This window comes from Nitratireductor lacus (genome assembly GCF_056431025.1).
This window is the reverse complement of record NZ_JBWKMB010000026.1, coordinates 26,649-41,958: the sequence shown is the minus strand read 5'-3', so window position 1 is coordinate 41,958 and position 15,310 is coordinate 26,649. Positions and strand designations below refer to the sequence as shown.

Here is a 15,310-nt window from a genome sequence, read left to right as displayed (position 1 = left end):
GGATCAATTCGAGACTTCATGTCATGACAGGGAAGAGGCAATCGGGCAATCCCGTCGCGGTGAGCGATCTTGCCACCGGTATTCTCGATCCGGTGATGCGCAAGCGCGCCGGGCTTTCGGTGGAGCTTGTCCAGTGCTGGGGCGAGATCGTGGGCGAGCGGCTGGCGCTCAGCACGCGGCCTGAAAAGCTCGCCTGGCCGCGCCGCCGGCACGAGGACGACCCGTTTGAGCCGGCCACGCTGGTGATCGCGTGCGAAGGTGCGGCGGCGCTGCGCCTGCAGCACGAGACGGGTGAGGTGATCGCCCGCGTCAATGCCTTCCTCGGCTTTGCCGCGGTGGGGCGTATAAAGATCGTGCAGAAGCCGGTTGCTCAGCCGCAGGTGCGCCGTGCGCCGCCCACGCGCCCTCTTACAGGATCGGAAAGCGCCCGGATCGATGCGCTTGTCGCCGGGGTGGAAGACGAGGGGCTGCGCCAATCGCTGCAAAAGCTGGGGGCGAGCATATTAGGCCGGCGCAAATGACAGATCATGATCCCGGCGATCACCAAAACGTGATGGGGCGCTTGCTTCAGAAAAACGCGCCCCTGACCCAAATTCGCCCGAAACGCCCGCTTTGTGGCGTGAACGCAGGTAACACTCGCAGGTAACACTCCAAGACGAACAGGTGAAAATTCATGTCCGAACTGATCCAGCGCCGCAGACTTCTTCTTTCCATGGCCGCCTTGCCGGCGCTTGGGCTTGGACTGGCCGCGTGCACCGACAGCAACGCCGAAGCGGAGGCGGAAGCACCTGCCACGGATCCCGTCACCACGGCAGCCGTCGAAGCCCCCCCCTCCAGTGGCACGGTGGACATGGACAAGCTGCTCGAAGAGGGCGCGCTGGAGGACAAGGTTCTCGGCGATGAAAATGCGCCGGTGACCATTGTCGAATACGCGTCCATGACGTGTAGCCACTGCGCCACCTTCCACACCCGGACCTATCCGGAGCTGAAGAAGAAATACATTGAGACGGGAAAGGTGCGCTTTATCATGCGCGAGTTCCCGTTCGATCCGCGCGCGGAAGCGGGCTTCATGCTGGCGCGCTGCTCCGACGACAAGTACTTTGCGATGGTCGACGTGCTCTTCAAGCAGCAGAACAACTGGGCACCGGTGCAGGATGCACAGTCTGCGCTCCTGAAGATTTCAAAGCTTGCCGGGTTCACCCAGGAGAGTTTTGAAGCCTGCCTGACGGATCAGGAACTTCTGACGAAGGTGCGGGCCGTGCGCGCCCGCGGCGCGAGCGATTTCGGCGTCGATGCCACGCCGACCTTCTTCATCAATGGAAAGAAGTATTCCGGTGCGATGTCCATCGACGAGATATCGGCTGTCATCGACGGGATGCTTTAATTTAGCGTAGCTGCGCCACCGGTTTTGCCGGTGGCGTTTTTATTTATCGGGTTTTAATTGATGAATTTTCTTTTGGCTTGCCTTGGGGGCGGCCAACGGCGTCGTTTGATTCTGACATTGGGATTGACGCTTTTTGCAGCCGGTTTTTCACTGAACGGGGCTGTGGTGGCAATCGCCGCCAGCGTGGATATGGAAGCGCTCGCTGAAACGGGCGGGCTCGAGGAGCAGGCGCTCGGCGACCCCGACGCGCCGGTGACTGTCATCGAATATGCATCGATGACCTGCGCACACTGTGCCCGCTATCATGTCGAGACGCTGCCGGCACTGAAGCGCCGGTATATCGACACGGGCAAGGTGCGCTATGTCGTGCGCGGGCTGCCAACGGACCCGCGCGCTGAAGCCGGCTTGATGCTTGCCTATTGCGCGAAGGACGATTATTTCCGCGTCTCCGATCTCCTCTATAGAACCCAGACGCAGTGGGCCTGGGTGCAGGATGGACGCTCTGCCCTGTTGAAAACCGCCATAAATGCCGGTTTCTCACAGGAGAGCTTTGAAGCTTGCTTGACGGACAGCAAGCTTCTGGATGAAGTCAGGTCAATGCGCAATTGGGGTCTGGAGCGTCTGGGGATTGAGGCTGTTCCAACATTCTTCATCAACGGGATGAAGCACTCGGGAGCCATGTCGATTGAGGAAATGTCGGCGATCATCGACGGCATGCTTTAGCGGACAACGCGTTTGTCCGCCGTTTTCGTGTGCGCTGATTGAGGCGCGACCGGCATGAAGTTCACCAAGCTGCGCCTTCTGGGCTTCAAATCCTTCGTCGAGCCGAGCGAGTTCGTGATCGAGAACGGGCTGACCGGGGTGGTCGGTCCGAATGGCTGCGGCAAGTCCAATCTGGTCGAAGCGCTGCGCTGGGTGATGGGCGAAAACTCCTACAAGAACATGCGCGCCTCCGGGATGGACGATGTCATCTTCTCCGGTTCGGGCACGCGCCCGGCCCGGAACACGGCCGAGGTGACGCTGTTTCTCGAAAATTCCGACCGCACTGCGCCGGCCGCTTTCAACGATGCGGACGAGTTGCAGGTGTCGCGCCGCATCGAGCGTGAGGCAGGCTCGGTCTACCGCATCAACGGCAAGGAAGCGCGCGCCCGCGACGTACAGCTTCTGTTCGCCGACCAGTCGACCGGCGCACGCTCGCCCTCCATGGTGGGGCAGGGGCGGATCGGTGAACTGATCCAGGCAAAGCCGCAGGCGCGCCGGGCGCTGCTTGAAGAGGCTGCCGGCATTTCGGGACTTCATTCACGCCGCCATGAGGCTGAACTCAGGCTGCGCGCCGCCGAACAGAATCTGGAACGGCTCGACGATGTGGTGAGTGAGCTCGACAGCCAGATCGAGAGCCTGAAACGACAGGCGCGTCAGGCCTCGCGCTTCAAGAAACTTTCTGCCGAAGTGCGCAAGGCCGAAGCGATCCTGCTGCACCTGCGCTGGTCTTCGGCCAAGGCGCAGGAGGCCGAGGCCCAAAGCGCGCTGTCTGAGGCGACGGCACTGGTTGGTGAAAACGCCAGCGGCCAGATGGAAGCGGCCAAGGCACAGGCCATCGGTGCGCACAAGCTGCCTGCGCTACGCGATGCCGAAGCCGCCGCCGCCGCCGCCCTGCAACGACTGACCATCGCCCGCACGCAGGTGGAGGAAGAGGCCAAGCGCGTAGACGCGCGCACGCAGGAGCTGAAGAAGCGCATCGACCAGCTGAACGCCGATGTTGCGCGCGAAGAGCAGATGGTACGCGACAATGCCGATGCGCTGGCGCGGCTGGCCGAAGAGGAAGAAGCGCTCAAAGAGGCCGAAGAGGGTGCTGACGGGCGTGAAACCGAACTGCAGAATGTCTTCGAAACGGTTTCCGCTGAACTTTCGGCCGCCGAAGAACTGCTCTCACGGCTGACGGCGGAGAAGGCAGAGGCCTCGGCGACACGGCAGCAGGCCGAACGTGCGATCCGCGATCAGGCCGAGCGCCGCGACCGGCTGGCGCGGCAGATCGCCAATATGGATGCCGAGCTTGCGGAGATTGCCAGCCGGATTGCCGGGCTGCCGGACCCGGCCGAAAAGCGCATGCTCGTCGACGAAGCAGCCGAGCGGCTGGAAATGGCGGAGGTGGCTGCAGTCGAAAACGAGGAGCGTGTCGCCGCCGCCCGCGAGGCCGAGCAGGCCGCCCGCCCGCCTCTGCAGGAGGCGCGGGCCGAACTTGGCCGGGTGGAGACAGAAGCGCAGACCCTGCGCAAGATTCTGAATGCCGGAGGGGTGGATCTCTTTCCGGCGGTTCTCGAACAATTGCGCGTTGAACGGGGCTTCGAGACCGCGCTGGGTGCCGCTCTCGGCGAAGACCTCGATGTGCCGCTCGACAGTGCCGCACCCGTTTATTGGGGGCCTTCGGAGATAGCTGCGGACGACCCCGCCCTTCCAGAGGGCGTGATGGCGCTTTCCTCTGTGGTGAAAGCGCCCGCGCAGCTTGCACGTCGTCTGGCGCAGATCGGCATCGTGGACGCCGGGGACGGGCCAGGACTGCAGAAAATGCTGAAGCCTGGCCAGCGGCTGGTGGCGCGCGATGGGGCGCTTTGGCGCTGGGACGGGTATCGCGCCAGCGCCGATGCGCCGACAGCGGCGGCGCAGAGGCTGGCACAGAAAAATCGCCTCGCAGAGCTCGACGGAGAGGTGATCGAGGCGACCGCGCGGCTCCGCGCGACAGAAACCGCACTGGCCGATGCCGAGCAGGGGGTGAAGAGCGCGGTGGAAGCCGAACGCCGCTCCCGCGAGGAAGCGCGCGAAGCGCAGGCCGTGCTTGGCCGGGCGCGCGATGCGCTGGCTGGTGCAGAGAAGGCAGCGGGCGAGCTTTCAAGCCGGCGCATGAGCCTTGATGAGGCGCGCAGCCGGGTGGTCGAGGATCACGAAGAGGCCGCTGCGGCGACAGTGGCTGCAGAGGAAGCGCTGGAAGCCGCGCCCGATCTGACCGAACTGCAGGCGCAGCTTGAGCGGCAGTCCGCCGAGGTTTCCGCCAAACGCGCGGCGGTGGCCGAAGCGCGTGCGGCCTATGAGGGATTGCGGCGCGAGGCGGAAGCGCGCCGGCGCCGGCTGGAGGCTATCGCAGCGGAACGGCGTGGCTGGCAGTCACGCGTGGAGAACGCCGACCGGCACACCGCGGCCCTTCTGCAGCGCCGCGCCGATACGCAAGCAGAGCTTGAAGAACTCGCCGAAGCGCCCGAGGAGATCGAGGCGCGCGGCCGCTCGCTGCTTTCGGAGATAGCGAAGGCGGAAGCCGTGCGCAGGGAAGCGGCTGACACTCTGCAGGAAGCCGAAAACCGCCAGACGGAGCTCGACAAGCGGGCGACCGAGAGCATTCAGGCGCTTTCATCGGCGCGCGAAGCCAGGGCCCGTGCCGAGGAGCGCGTGACGGCAGCCGAGGAACGGCGCAAGGAGGCGGAAGCCCGAATTCAGGAAGTGTTGAACGTTGCGCCGCACAGGGTTCTGGCGATGGCCGAACTGGAGCCAGATGCGCCGATGCCGGAGATCGCCGAAGTGGAGCGTCGGCTGGAGCGCCTCAAGATGGAGCGGGAACGGCTGGGCGCGGTCAATCTGCGCGCCGAGGAGGAGCAGACGGAACTCACCGAACGTCACGGCACCATCGTTGCCGAGCGCGAGGACGTGATCGAGGCCATCCGCAAACTGCGTCATGCGATCCAGAACCTGAACAGGGAAGGGCGCGAGCGCCTGCTGGCTGCATTCGACGTGGTCAACGAGCAGTTCCAGCGGCTGTTCACCCATCTCTTCGGCGGTGGTACCGCGGAACTGCAACTGATCGAATCCGACGACCCGCTTGAGGCGGGGCTTGAAATTCTCGCCCGCCCGCCCGGCAAGCGTCCGCAGACCATGACGCTTCTGTCAGGTGGCGAGCAGGCTCTGACAGCGATGGCGCTGATCTTCGCCGTGTTCCTGACCAATCCCGCCCCCATCTGCGTGCTGGACGAGGTGGATGCGCCGCTCGACGATCACAATGTCGAGCGTTTCTGCAATCTTATGGACGAGATGGCGGCGTCAACGGATACCCGCTTTGTGGTCATCACGCACAACCCCATCACCATGGCGCGCATGAACCGGCTCTTTGGTGTGACCATGGCCGAGCAGGGCGTCAGCCAACTCGTCTCTGTCGATCTCCAGACCGCCGAGCGCCTGCGCGAGGCAGGCTAGCATTTCTTCCCGCTCGTCCGCTTCATCCGGGTTAGAGCGGTTCACCGTTCCCTGGAAACGATGCTCGGCTCTATCTATCTGTTGTACCGCATTCATGCGCACGTCAGGTGATTCCACCTGACTGCAAAATGCCAAAGGCCCGGCCTCGACCACTGCGTTCAACGACCTCATGTCTCGCTCCAGACCGCCAGTTCGTTGCCGGCCGGATCGGTGAAGTGGAAGCGGCGGCCGCCGGGAAAGGAAAAGATCGGTTTCACGATCTTTCCGCCAGCATCCTCGACCGTTTTCAGTGTGGCCTCAAGGTCTTCGGAGAAGAGCACCGGAAGTGGTTTATCGTTCCCGTCCGGATTGCCGTCGAAACCGCCGTCCAGACCCTCGTTAAAGGCTGAGTAGCCGGGGCCGTAGTCGGTAAACGACCAGGAAAAGGCATTGGCGTAAAAGGCTTTAACCCGGTCGATGCTGCCGCCGCCCGCCGGCATTTCGATATAGTCGAGCTTTCCGGTCTTGCGCATGATTGTCTCCAATGTTCTATTTTTGTTCTATTTCGTTTCCGCGCTTTTTGCAAGGCCGGAATCCTCATTCTTGTTGCCGGACAGGGATATGCTGTGGATCGTATGGTGACGCGCGCAGGAGGAGACAGGTGGCGAAAGACCCATTCGAGCTGCAGCGTTTCATTGAAGCGCAGGAGGGCGTGTTCGAGACGGCTATCCGGGAGCTGCAGACCGGTCGCAAGCGAACCCACTGGATGTGGTTCGTCTTTCCGCAATTGCGCGCTCTCGGGCGGTCATCGACCGCGAAGTATTACGGCCTCTCCTCTCTGGAGGAAGCGCGCGCTTACCTCGCTCACCCGGTGCTCGGTTCACGATTGCGGGACGTGACATGTGTGATGCTGGAGGCGCCCGGCCAGTCCCTGCGGGCGATCCTTGGCACGCCGGACGACCTGAAATTCTGCTCGTGCATGACGCTTTTCGCGCTTGCCTCGCAGGGGAGCGAAACGCTCTTTTCCGAAGCACTGGCGCGGTGGTGTGGCGGGCAGATGGATGAGGCGACGCTTCGCCTCACGGAGTCTGCGGGGCAGGGGTCGCTTCGTGAACGGTAGCGACTGGATGCGGGCGCGGCGATGTGAGCGTGCGGACGGCGCCGGGCGGCTTGCCGATGACGCGTTTGAATGCGCGGCTGAACGCGGCCTGTGATCCGTAACCCAGGCGCTGCGCCGCCGTTTCGATGGCCATGCCCTCGCGGCTGATCCATTGTGCGGCAAGCCGCATCCTCAGTTCCGTAAGGTAGCGCACGGGTGTCATCCCGGTGACGGCCTGGAACCGGTCGGCGAAGACGGAGCGGGAACTGCCCATCTGGCCGGCGAGTTCCGCCACGGTCCAGTTGCGTCCCGGATCGCGGTGCAGGGCGGCGATGACGCGCCCAAGACGTGGATCGCGCAGGGCAGCCACCCAGCCGCTTGAACCACCGCAGCCGCACTCCACCCAGGCACGTACGATGAAGGCCGAGACCACGTCGGCTAGCCGGGCGAGAATGCCGGCGAACCCCGCACGGTCTTCCTTCGCTTCGCGTTCCATGGCGTCAAGGATCGGCAGGATTTCCGGATATCGCTTCAGGAGCGTGTTGACCAGCATCACGTCGGGCATGAGGGCGACAAGGGGATGCATGCTGCCCAGATCGAACTCCATGCAGCCCGAGAAGATGAGGGCATCGGACGTGTGGTCCTTCTCGTTCGAACAGGCCATGATCTCATTGACGTTCCGGCACAGTGTCTTTGGCTGGAACTGCGTAATGCAGTGACACTTCATCTCCGCATCGGACAGAAGCGAATGTTCCCCGCCACGGGGGAGAAGCACGGCGTCGCCGGTATCGAGCGGATGAAGCGCGTCACCGGGCCCACGCAGAAACACCGGCCCGCGGCCCACAAAGTGAAATTGAGCGCGCCCCTCAATGGTCGGGAAGCGAAGGCCGAAGGGAGGTGAGATCTGGGTGCGATTGTACTCCATCCCATAAAGACGCATGCCCATGAGCAGGTCACTGACCAGGTCAGGGTTGGGGTGAAGCGAGGAATTTTCGGCGTTTCGATCAAGCATTTCGGATTTTATGACATAGTGCGTCCGAAGTGTCCAGCCTATCTCTGTCGCACTGCAAAACACCCTGCATGTGAAAGGACAGACAGATGGACGAAGTCCCGCAGTGGACAAATGCCCAGGCCAGCCGGAAGCCGGCCTGGGGTGCGGTGGTTTCCATGGCGCTCGGCGTGTTCGGGCTGGTGACGGCGGAATTTCTGCCGGCAAGCCTTCTGACGCCGATGGCGCTGGACCTCGGCGTTTCGGAAGGGATGGCCGGCCAGGCCGTGACGGCGACGGCCGTGGTGGGGCTGTTAACGAGCCTGCTGGTTTCGGCTGCCACACGCAGCATCGACCGGCGCTATGTGTTGCTCGGGTTCACCCTGCTTCTCATCGGATCGAACCTGATGGTGGCATTCGCACCCAACATCGCGGTGCTGCTCACAGGGCGGGTTCTGCTCGGCATCGGGCTGGGCGGGTTCTGGACCATGTCGACGGCGGTCGCCATGCGGCTCGTGCCCGATGCGCTGGTGCCAAGGGCGCTTTCAATGATCGTCAGCGGTGTCGCCGCGGCAACGATCGTTGCCGCTCCTGTCGGCAGCTATGTGGGGGACATGTTCGGCTGGCGCAGCGTGTTCGTGCTGGCGACCGCACTCGGCGTCATCACGTTCGTGGTCCAGTTTGCCACTCTGCCGAATCTGGCGCCCAATGCCGCGACACGACTGCGCACGCTGGTCGATGTGCTGGTGCGGCCGGGTGTGGGGCTTGGTCTTCTGGCGGCCATGCTGGTGTTTGCCGGCCACTTCGCCTTCTTCACCTATATCAGACCGCATCTGGAAAACATTACGGATGCGAGCATCACGGCGGTCTCCGGCATTCTGCTGGGTTTCGGCCTCGCCAATTTCCTCGGTTCGCTGTTCGGCGGGCTTCTGGTCGAGCGTAGTCTGCGTCGCACGCTGATGACTGTGCCGCTGGTGATGAGCGTCCTGGGCTTCGGGCTCGTCTCGGCCGGATCGATGCCGGCAGCCAGTGCGGTGATGATCGCGCTCTGGGGGCTTGCATTTGGCGCTGTCCCGGTCGGCTGGTCCACCTGGCTGGCGCGCACCGTGCCCGATCAGGCCGAGAGCGCCGGCGGGTTGCTGGTTGCGGCGATCCAGCTGGCGATTGCCATTGGGGCCGCCGGCGGCGGGCTGATCTTCGACGCCAGCGGGGCGCAGGGCGTGTTCAGCGTGGCGAGCATTGTCCTGGTGCTGGCAGCGGTGATGATCTTCATCGGGGTGCGCCCAAGGGCGGTTGCCGCGGCGGCCTGACCTGCCTGAAGAATATCGGCGCGGGGCGGAGCTTTGGCTTCGCCCCGCCTGCGTCGTTCATGGGCCTGCTGATCAGAAAAAATCTTCTCTTCAATCGATAAAGAGGCGGATGGTCGGGAAGCCGGCCTTGCCTTGGCGTGCGCTGCCGCTTAACGCTGCGTCCCGTGGCCGGTGCATTATGGTTCCAGGCGCCGGCAAATCGACCGGAAGGGGAATGCAGCATGACCAAGTGGGTCTATGTGTTTGGCGATGGACGTGCCGAAGGCAGCGCGGGCGACAGGAATCTGCTCGGCGGCAAAGGCGCAAACCTGGCGGAGATGTGCAGCCTCGGGCTGCCCGTACCGCCCGGCTTTACGATCACGACCGAGCTCTGCTCCCACTATTACGCCAGTGGCCGCACCTATCCGGGCGAATTGAAAACACAGGTTGAGGCGGCACTCGAAGAGGTGGGTCGTGTGGCCGGCCGCCGCTTCGGCGATGCCGGTGAACCGCTTCTGGTTTCCGTGCGCTCCGGTGCCCGCGCTTCCATGCCCGGCATGATGGACACGGTGCTCAATCTCGGCCTCAACGATGCGACGGTTGAGGCCATTGCGGCGGAGGCGGGGGATGCGCGCTTTGCCTATGACAGCTACCGCCGCTTCATCCAGATGTACTGCAATGTGGTGCTTGGGCTCGACCACGACGTTTTCGAGGAGATCCTCGAAGAGGAAAAGGCGCGGCGCGGCTATGAGGTCGACACGGAGTTCTCGGCCGAAGACTGGCAGAACGTGATCGCGCTCTACAAGGGGCGGATCGAGACCGAACTGGGCGCGCCGTTTCCGCAGGATCCGCACGAACAGCTCTGGGGTGCGGTTGGCGCTGTCTTCTCTTCGTGGATGAACCCGCGCGCGGTGACCTATCGCCGCCTGCACGACATTCCTGAAAGCTGGGGCACGGCGGTGAACGTGCAGGCCATGGTGTTCGGCAACCGGGGTGAGGATTCGGCAACGGGCGTGGCTTTCACGCGCGACCCCTCGACCGGCGAAAAAGCGCTCTACGGCGAATTTCTCGTCAATGCGCAGGGTGAGGACGTGGTGGCGGGCATCCGCACGCCGCAGAACATTACCGAGGCTGCGCGGCTCGCGGCCGGCTCCGACAAGCCTTCGCTCGAAAAGCTGATGCCGCAAGCCTTCGCTGCCTTCGTCCAGATCGCCGACACGCTGGAGCGGCACTACCGCGACATGCAGGATCTGGAATTCACCATCGAGCGTGGCAAGCTGTGGATGCTGCAGACGCGCTCCGGCAAGCGCACGGCAAGCGCGGCCCTCAAGGTTGCGGTGGACATGGCCAATGAGGGGCTCATAACGAAGCAAGAGGCCGTGGCGCGCATCGATGCGGCGTCGCTCGACCAGCTTCTTCATCCCACCATCGACCCTTCCGCCCCGCGCGACATCATCGGCATGGGCCTGCCGGCCTCGCCGGGGGCTGCGACGGGCGAGATCGTGTTTTCCTCGGAAGCCGCCGAAGAGGCAAAGGCCGAAGGGCGCCGGGTGATCCTGGTGCGGGTGGAGACGAGCCCGGAAGACATTCACGGCATGCATGCCGCAGAAGGCATTCTCACCACGCGCGGCGGCATGACGAGCCACGCGGCGGTGGTGGCACGCGGCATGGGCAAGCCCTGCGTTTCGGGCGCGGGTTCCCTGCGCGTCGATCACAGGAAGGGCGTTCTCCTGGCCATGGGGCAGATGCTGAAGGCCGGCGATACGATCACCATCGACGGCGCGACGGGACAGGTGCTGAAGGGCTCGGTGCCGATGCTCCAGCCGGAACTCTCGGGCGATTTCTCCACGATCATGGGCTGGGCCGACGAAGCACGGCGCATGCGGGTGCGCGCCAATGCCGAAACGCCGGCCGATGCGCGCACGGCGCGGTCCTTCGGCGCGGAGGGTATCGGCCTTTGCCGCACCGAGCACATGTTCTTCGACGACGGCCGCATCCTCGCCATGCGCGAGATGATCCTGGCCGACACGGAAAGCGAGCGGCGCGCGGCACTCGCCAAGCTTCTGCCGATGCAGCGCTCCGACTTTGTGGAGATATTCGAGGTGATGGCGGGGCTTCCCGTCACCATCCGCCTGCTCGACCCGCCGCTGCACGAGTTCCTGCCCAAGACCGAGGAGGAAATCGCCGAGGTGGCCGAGGCGATGGGCGTTTCGGCGGAGAAACTGCGCCAGCGGACCGAGGCTTTGCACGAGTTCAATCCGATGCTTGGCCACCGTGGCTGCCGTCTGGCGATTTCCTATCCGGAGATTGCGGAGATGCAGGCGCGCGCGATCTTCGAGGCGGCCGCCGAGGCTGCGGAAAAGGCAGGCGCGCCGGTGGTGCCGGAGGTGATGGTGCCGCTGGTCGGCATGTCCGCCGAACTGACCTTCGTGAAGGACCGCATCGACGCGGTGGCGAAGACAGTGATGGCAGAGCGAGGTGTCACGTTCAGCTATCTTGTCGGCACAATGATCGAACTGCCGCGTGCGGCTCTCAGAGCGGATGAAATCGCGGCCAGCGCAGAGTTTTTCTCCTTCGGAACCAACGATCTGACGCAGACGGCATTCGGCATTTCCCGTGACGATGCGGCCTCGTTCCTCGAGACCTACCGCACACGCGGCATCATCGAGCAGGATCCGTTCGTGTCTCTGGATGTCGACGGCGTTGGCGAACTGGTGCGGATTGCCTCCCGGAAGGGACGTGATGTCCGGCCGGAGATCAAGCTGGGCATCTGCGGCGAGCATGGCGGCGACCCCGCTTCCATTCGCTTCTGCGAGAGCGTGGGGCTGGACTATGTTTCCTGCTCGCCATTTCGCGTGCCGATCGCCCGGCTGGCTGCCGCGCAGGCTGCCATCAGCGAAAGCAGGGCTGCCGGATAGGGCAGTTCCAGGAAAAGCGAGAACCGGTTTTCCATCCGGAATTGCGTGAAACAGACAGTTGGACCGCCTCCTCGAACCCGTAAATGGTTGAGGCGGTCCCGACCCCAGAGCGGCTCACCGTTTCACGGAATCGCCGATCGCTACCCGATATGACACGACCGCCGTCTCTTTCCCCGGCTTCCTGGCACTCGCTGCCGCAAAGCTATGGATGCCTGTCTTCTCCTACTTCGTCGGGCGCACCGGCTGCCGGAGGATGATCTTGCGCTGACGCGGCGCAACGCGGCTCCAATCATCGAGATAGATCTCATGATAGGGGCCATCCGGTTCCAGCCCTTGCTGCCCCAGGTAATGGCCGTAGAGCTCCGCCAAAATCTCCGGAAGGTCGGTCGTTTCGCCAACATGCAGGAACTGCACGCACTTGCCTTCGGCCAGAACCTCCCATCGAACAGCAAATTCATCGCCCAGTTCGTGGCGCGCCTTGGCAACTGAGTCCTTCAGTTTCTGCGCATCGGCCCAAACCGGCAAAGTAATCTGCACACGCCAATGCCACTTCTCACGATTGCCCGCTGCCAGGTCGCGCATATCGTCCGCCCAGTAGACGATTTCCACCGGCGGCTCGACAAAGGACCTGCCCATTCGCTCCCGCGCTTCGCGCCGGATGGCATAGATTGCTGTGTAGAGAGCCTTCACCGCGGCTCCGATGGAGGTCTGTTCGGGTGGGCCTCCCCCATCCAGAATCGCGAAGGGAAGTTTCGGGACATCAACAGCGGTGAACTTGCCCGCAGGTGGCGCGTAAAGTGCGCGGAGTGAGGTTCGGTCCTGTGTCAAATCTATCAGTGCTTCGTCTACCATGGCTTGTTCCTCATATAGTCCAGCGTGGTGATGATCCAGCTTCGCTCGGCGTTCAGTTGACCGGTTGAAAAGTCAAAAAGACTCTCGACGTGATCGGGCATGGGCTGCCTTTGCCGGCGCACGCGCTCGAGCCGTTCCAATTCGGCGTCAACCGACGACAGGCGCGTCTCCAATGCCCCGAGAGCCTCATCGCGCGACAGCACTGGCCAGTGCACCATTGCGAGCAGGAGCGATGAGAACGTAGGACGATAGGCGCCAAGGGCGGCAATCGTCTGTTCGCACAAAACCTCACGACCAGATGGCGTAATGCAGAACGTCTTTCGCGCTTTGGCACCCCTGGGCACTTCGGCCGCTACGAGCCCTGATTTCTCCAGCTTGCCGAGCACAAAATAGATCGACGAGAAGCCGACTTGCGTCCACTCACGCATCCCCCGTGTGTCTATGATCTGTTCCAGCTCATATCCATGTCGCGGCATCTCAGCGACGAGTCCCAGGAGCAGGAGTTCAGCATCTGTAAGATTCACTGTCATATTCTAGTACTAGAATATCGGACTGTTGAGCGTCAAGCACCTGGCCCTTAATCGGGCTATCCACTGAGATCCAAGCAACAAGGAGCGGGCACACTCCTCTGGGATCACCTTTTGTCAACAGGACCTAATGCTCCTCAATGTCAACGAACTCGGCATAAAATGCGCCGTGCTCCTTGATCTCCTGAGCTTCGTCGTACGGCGTTTCATACGCCCACATGATGTCGCTGCCCGGCTCCCCGGCGCCGGTCAGCCGCCAGTAGGAGGCATCTCCCTTGTAAGGGCAGTGGGTTCTGGTTTGGGTCGGTTCAAGGCCGGCGAAATTGATGTCCGTGAAGGGGATGTAAAACACATCCCGGCAGCCGGTCTCGCGCAGACGCTTGGCGGCCTTCGTTGCCGCGATTTCAATCCCATCCGCCTTCACGATGATCCTTTTGGCGTGCGGCGTGATGGTGATGCGCTTGTGCGGATTGCGCATGAAGCCGGGGGCTGGATTTCCGTTGTCAGTCATGACGTTCACTCCGTTGTGGAGGGAACGCGGTGGAGTGCTCCAGGTTCCTTGTGCGGGGCAACGGCTTGTAACGCCGTACGCCTGGTTACTGCACGCGATCCAGCGATGTCATGAGGCCTGCATAGGCGTTGACGATCCTGGCCACCGGCAGTCCGCTTGTGTCGATGTCCTCGACTTCAAGCGATCCGCTTCCGGTCCGCTGAACCACGAGGGCGTAAGCATGTTCATCATGCTCCTCCAGCACGACGGCAGCCACCCAGTCGCAATCGTTCATTCCATCAAGCCGCATGTGGAAAAGCAGGCGCCCGTTGATCTGGTCCAGTGCCTGTCGCACCGCGCCTTCGAAGCCGAGCTCGACGAAATCCTGATGCTTCAGAGCAAGTTCCAGCTCAACCAGTTCCAGTGAGCTCGAGGCGGTTTCATGATGTTCTGGAAGCACTGTCTGCATGGCGGAACCTCATAACTTTCTCCCACGCACCCCCTCCGCCCGGTTCATTGTGCCGGTCAGCATGGCCGGAATGTGGCGTGTTATATCGACCAAAGGAAACGCTTTTGAGAGAAGAACGCTGCATGGCGCAGTGCGGTTCCAGAAAGGTGAATCAGTTTCGCAGCCAAAAGACACAAGGGACTGAATCCTCAAGGAATATACGGAAACCGCATTTCCCGCAGGCAGGCATTGGTTTAAGAGAGACCTATCTTCAGCATCAAGACATGCTTGGTTCTTTACATGAAGGCAACTCTGGTACCGCAACGCGCTCCCGCCGCTCCCTGGAGCCTCAGGCTTGCAGTGTTCGCCGCGGTGCTTCTTGCGGTCTCGGGAGCCGGGCACCGGTTCGGACTGGTGGAAACGGTTCCCTTTTTCTGGCTGCTGGGGTTGAGCGGCGTTCTTGCCCTTACCGGTTTCGCGCTTGGTGTGATTGCTCTGGTCCAGGTTTGGGAACACGGGTCGTCCGGCGCGTCGATTGCCGGCACCGGAATACTGATTGCCTCCATCGTGCTCACCCCCTACGGAGTATCGGGCGTTCGCGTGTTCGAGCATCCTCGGCTGATCGACATCTCCACCGACCTCGACCACCCTCCGCAGATGCCGTTGGCTGCGGCCGCGCGCACCGGTGCCATGAACCCGGTCAAGGGCATCTCCCCCGAAGACCGCGCGTTGCAGGAAGAGGGCTATCCGGAAGTCGCTGGACGGCGCTATGAACACACGGCGGACAAGGTTCTCGAAGTGGTGCGTTCGATGATGCAGGACAAGGGCTGGCAGCCCAGAGGCCCGGAAGGTGAACAGCTCGCCGGCGGCAGCATCACGCTGGAAGGCGTTGCCCATTCCTTCATTCTGGGTTTCCCGGCAGACGTCGCGATCCGCATAGAGGACGACCAGACCGCAACTTTCGTCGACATGCGGTCCGTTTCGCGCTATGGGCGCCACGATCTAGGAGACAATGCCGCTCGCATCCAGCGATTTCTCAAAGAACTCGATGAAAGAATGGCCCTGCTGGCAGCAGTCTAGATCGCCGTGCGTCCATGCGG

At 62.8% G+C, this 15,310-nt stretch carries 14 protein-coding genes; 8 read left to right on the top strand and 6 right to left on the bottom strand.

The features are described 5' to 3' along the window. The first annotated feature begins 23 nt into the window (after positions 1–23). The 4 genes from AC07E3_RS18675 to smc all read left to right on the top strand — a co-directional run bounded on the left by AC07E3_RS18675 (position 24) and on the right by smc (position 5,620). A complete protein-coding gene (locus tag AC07E3_RS18675) occupies positions 24–521 on the top strand; it encodes a DUF721 domain-containing protein (protein WP_478363967.1) in 498 nt (165 codons plus the stop codon). Between the two features lie 152 nt (positions 522–673). After that, positions 674–1,384: a DsbA family protein gene (locus AC07E3_RS18670; RefSeq protein WP_065816056.1), complete on the top strand. Its 711-nt coding sequence runs from the start codon at positions 674–676 to the stop codon at positions 1,382–1,384. A gap of 123 nt (positions 1,385–1,507) precedes the next feature. Beyond that, complete coding sequence (locus tag AC07E3_RS18665) at positions 1,508–2,107, top strand: DsbA family protein (RefSeq protein WP_478363964.1); 600 nt, start codon at positions 1,508–1,510, stop codon at positions 2,105–2,107. Between the two features lie 54 nt (positions 2,108–2,161). Beyond that, a complete protein-coding gene (smc, locus tag AC07E3_RS18660; protein ID WP_478363963.1) occupies positions 2,162–5,620 on the top strand; it encodes a chromosome segregation protein SMC in 3,459 nt (1,152 codons plus the stop codon). Between the two features lie 167 nt (positions 5,621–5,787). Here the strand turns inward: smc and AC07E3_RS18655 are convergent, their stop codons facing one another. Then, positions 5,788–6,132 carry a VOC family protein gene (locus AC07E3_RS18655; protein ID WP_336065999.1) on the bottom strand — a complete coding sequence of 115 codons (345 nt, stop codon included), beginning with the start codon at positions 6,130–6,132 and terminating at the stop codon, positions 5,788–5,790. Positions 6,133–6,260: 128 nt separating this feature from the next. On the opposite strand from AC07E3_RS18655, the gene AC07E3_RS18650 reads away from it, so the two are divergent. Continuing rightward, the gene (locus AC07E3_RS18650) at positions 6,261–6,719 is read left to right on the top strand and encodes a DUF1810 domain-containing protein (protein WP_478363960.1); all 459 of its coding nucleotides are present in this window, start codon (positions 6,261–6,263) and stop codon (positions 6,717–6,719) included. Here the strand turns inward: AC07E3_RS18650 and AC07E3_RS18645 are convergent. Further along, entirely contained in the window at positions 6,679–7,710 is a 1,032-nt protein-coding gene (locus AC07E3_RS18645) for an AraC family transcriptional regulator (protein WP_478363958.1), read from the bottom strand. The two genes, AC07E3_RS18650 and AC07E3_RS18645, sit on opposite strands and share 41 nt — an antisense overlap. A gap of 86 nt (positions 7,711–7,796) precedes the next feature. Here AC07E3_RS18645 and AC07E3_RS18640 point away from each other — a divergent pair, with 86 nt between their 5' ends. Both AC07E3_RS18640 and ppdK read left to right on the top strand, forming a co-directional pair. Next, positions 7,797–8,996, top strand: a complete 1,200-nt coding sequence (locus tag AC07E3_RS18640) for an MFS transporter (protein WP_336065992.1) — start codon at positions 7,797–7,799, stop codon at positions 8,994–8,996. Between the two features lie 221 nt (positions 8,997–9,217). Next, complete coding sequence (gene ppdK, locus AC07E3_RS18635; RefSeq protein ID WP_478363956.1) at positions 9,218–11,893, top strand: pyruvate, phosphate dikinase; 2,676 nt, start codon at positions 9,218–9,220, stop codon at positions 11,891–11,893. A gap of 222 nt (positions 11,894–12,115) precedes the next feature. On the opposite strand, the gene AC07E3_RS18630 is transcribed toward ppdK, so the two are convergent. The 4 genes from AC07E3_RS18630 to AC07E3_RS18615 form a co-directional block, all read right to left on the bottom strand. Continuing rightward, on the bottom strand, positions 12,116–12,745 hold the full coding sequence (locus AC07E3_RS18630; protein WP_478363955.1) for a GyrI-like domain-containing protein: 630 nt from the start codon (positions 12,743–12,745) through the stop codon (positions 12,116–12,118). After that, entirely contained in the window at positions 12,739–13,275 is a 537-nt protein-coding gene (locus AC07E3_RS18625) for a PadR family transcriptional regulator (protein WP_478363953.1), read from the bottom strand. Before AC07E3_RS18625 ends, AC07E3_RS18630 begins: the two co-directional genes overlap by 7 nt. A 124-nt stretch (positions 13,276–13,399) precedes the next feature. Continuing rightward, positions 13,400–13,783 carry a DUF427 domain-containing protein gene (locus tag AC07E3_RS18620; protein ID WP_478363951.1) on the bottom strand — a complete coding sequence of 128 codons (384 nt, stop codon included), beginning with the start codon at positions 13,781–13,783 and terminating at the stop codon, positions 13,400–13,402. Between the two features lie 85 nt (positions 13,784–13,868). Then, positions 13,869–14,231 carry a hypothetical protein gene (locus AC07E3_RS18615; protein ID WP_478363949.1) on the bottom strand — a complete coding sequence of 121 codons (363 nt, stop codon included), beginning with the start codon at positions 14,229–14,231 and terminating at the stop codon, positions 13,869–13,871. Between the two features lie 279 nt (positions 14,232–14,510). On the opposite strand from AC07E3_RS18615, the gene AC07E3_RS18610 reads away from it, so the two are divergent. After that, positions 14,511–15,290: a DUF1499 domain-containing protein gene (locus AC07E3_RS18610; protein WP_478363947.1), complete on the top strand. Its 780-nt coding sequence runs from the start codon at positions 14,511–14,513 to the stop codon at positions 15,288–15,290. Positions 15,291–15,310 lie beyond the last annotated feature (20 nt).

Excerpts from the sequence above, each read along its gene's own strand:
- ppdK (WP_478363956.1), top strand. The coding sequence starts at position 9,218 with ATGACCAAGTGGGTCTATGTGTTTGGCGATGGACGTGCCGAAGGCAGC.
- AC07E3_RS18620 (WP_478363951.1), bottom strand. The coding sequence starts at position 13,783 with ATGACTGACAACGGAAATCCAGCCCCCGGCTTCATGCGCAATCCGCAC.
- AC07E3_RS18675 (WP_478363967.1), top strand. The coding sequence starts at position 24 with ATGACAGGGAAGAGGCAATCGGGCAATCCCGTCGCGGTGAGCGATCTT.
- AC07E3_RS18640 (WP_336065992.1), top strand. The coding sequence starts at position 7,797 with ATGGACGAAGTCCCGCAGTGGACAAATGCCCAGGCCAGCCGGAAGCCG.
- AC07E3_RS18625 (WP_478363953.1), bottom strand. The coding sequence starts at position 13,275 with ATGACAGTGAATCTTACAGATGCTGAACTCCTGCTCCTGGGACTCGTC.
- AC07E3_RS18630 (WP_478363955.1), bottom strand. The coding sequence starts at position 12,745 with ATGGTAGACGAAGCACTGATAGATTTGACACAGGACCGAACCTCACTC.
- smc (WP_478363963.1), top strand. The coding sequence starts at position 2,162 with ATGAAGTTCACCAAGCTGCGCCTTCTGGGCTTCAAATCCTTCGTCGAG.
- AC07E3_RS18645 (WP_478363958.1), bottom strand. The coding sequence starts at position 7,710 with ATGCTTGATCGAAACGCCGAAAATTCCTCGCTTCACCCCAACCCTGAC.
- AC07E3_RS18615 (WP_478363949.1), bottom strand. The coding sequence starts at position 14,231 with ATGCAGACAGTGCTTCCAGAACATCATGAAACCGCCTCGAGCTCACTG.
- AC07E3_RS18610 (WP_478363947.1), top strand. The coding sequence starts at position 14,511 with ATGAAGGCAACTCTGGTACCGCAACGCGCTCCCGCCGCTCCCTGGAGC.
- AC07E3_RS18655 (WP_336065999.1), bottom strand. The coding sequence starts at position 6,132 with ATGCGCAAGACCGGAAAGCTCGACTATATCGAAATGCCGGCGGGCGGC.
- AC07E3_RS18670 (WP_065816056.1), top strand. The coding sequence starts at position 674 with ATGTCCGAACTGATCCAGCGCCGCAGACTTCTTCTTTCCATGGCCGCC.